At 25.7% G+C, this 1,985-nt stretch carries 1 protein-coding gene; it reads right to left on the bottom strand.

Features of this window, described 5'->3' with window-relative positions; genetic code table 11:
* A partial coding sequence (locus tag AJ936_RS10245; RefSeq protein ID WP_315940627.1) for a type VI secretion system tip protein TssI/VgrG occupies nt 1-1,985 on the bottom strand: 1,985 nt, incomplete at both ends.

Here is a 1,985-nt window from a genome sequence, read left to right as displayed (position 1 = left end):
TCATGAGAGTTTTTAGCCACTCTTACTTTATTATCTACTCCTACATTTAAGGTATTGCTTAATCCTACTATGGTATCTTTAGATAAGCCTACATTAGTTAAGTATTCTCCTCCTACATTGACATTTTTAGCTAAGTCTATGATTTGAGTATGAATCTTTTTAATCCTTTCATTATAAATTCCATCCACTATAGAATCTTTATCATTTAAGATTCTTTGAGTGAAATTATGCTGGACTAATTCATCATAATCCTTTTGGGCTTTTAAATAAATTTGTTCTTTATCTTTTATATTTGAGAGGGTAAGTTCATTATAACCTTCTTCATTAACACCTATGGTTTTAGAAGAAAGAGAAGTTTGGTGATCATTAAAAGGAAGATTTACTAAACTTGGATTAGTCCCATTATACAAACTTCCACTTACATAAGGCTTATCTATATCATCATCTAAAAAAGAAATAATCACTTCATCTCCAATTCTTGGAGTATGATAAAAACCTGAATGATTACTTGCTATACTTGAAGCTACTCTTAAAAAAGGAGTGTGATGATATAAACTTTCTTTTTCATCTAATTCTTCTTGATTGGCATAAAGATTAATCCTTACCTTAACCCTTCCATGCTCATCAGTATAAATAGTATTTCTCTCACTTTCTATATCCTTACTCTCTCCTATAACAATACCTTGAGTGCTATTAGGAGCTTTAGGTTTAGCTTTAAAACTTGGAGTAAAGATAATATTCTTTTTTAATAAAGTTAAAGTATTGGAATAAGATTTACTTAAATTTAAATCTTTTAAATTTAAATGATCATTAGTATTAATAGAATTAGCTAAGATGGCATCATCAATTAAGATTTGAGTATTAGCAATAATAATAAAGTCTTTAAGCAAAGAAGCTTTATCTTGTTTTTCTTCATCTTGATTTTTTATTTCTTCTTGATGATTAAACTCCTTATAATTTAAAGTGATAAAATCTCCTAAACTAAGATGATAAATATTACTTTTTGCTAGTAAGCTTTCATTTAATACTAAGGCTCTTTTTTCTTTAAGAGAAGGCTTAGTCTTTAAATCAATGCTTTTTGTAAAAGAATATTCACTCTCATAAAAATGTTCATTATAATAAGCTTTGTTATTAAGTTCTTGTTCATAAGGAACTTTATTAGAATGTAAAGATAAAAGATTTAAAGGAGTATTGGCATTGATACTAGAATGTGTAAAAGAATTAGTTCTTAAGCTTTGTTCTTTATAAATAGAAGAAATACAAGCTTGATTTAAAATATTATTAATATTAGGATTATACTCAATTTCTTTATTTTTTACATTTTTATATACATCACAAAAATAAATAGTGTTCTCATCTTCATAAAAAAAGATTCCATTATTATGGCTTAATCTTGCAATAAAGTCTAAATCACTTTCATTGTATTGAGAGATGAGTTCTTGTTCTTCATAATTAAAATGTATATTAGAATAATCAATTTCTTTATGTAAGATATCTTGATAAAAACCAAGGGTTTGTTTAATCACTTCTATAATATTAGTATGAGTATAAATACGATTGGCTTTATTTAAAGAAAGTCTTATCAAGACTGATTGAAGCTTAAAAGAAAAAAAATGCTTGTATTTTATTTGCTTAGTATTTGAAGCGCTATCATTAATATTTAAAGCACTTTCATGATTAATACCTAGATATTTTATATAAGTGATAATTCCCTTATAGTTTATTACTTCATTGTTATCAAAGTTTAAGGTATTATTCTCATAAGGATTATGGATACTTAAAATAGCTTCTTGATCGATTAAAACATTAGGATGAAAATTAAAATCTTGACTTAGATTAAATAAGCTTTCATCTAAACTTTCAAAAAAACCTTCACATTCTATAGAAAAAAGTTCTTCAAGACTTTCTTTGATAATGGCTTTAGTGATTTTAAAGGGTAGGGGATTTGAAGTAGAATTTGATATATTAAGACTCATAAAGGAATT

This window comes from Campylobacter sp. BCW_6877 (assembly GCF_001762445.1).
GTDB classification, from domain to species: Bacteria; Campylobacterota; Campylobacteria; order Campylobacterales; family Campylobacteraceae; genus Campylobacter_D; species Campylobacter_D jejuni.
This window is presented reverse-complemented; position numbering and strand designations above follow the sequence as displayed.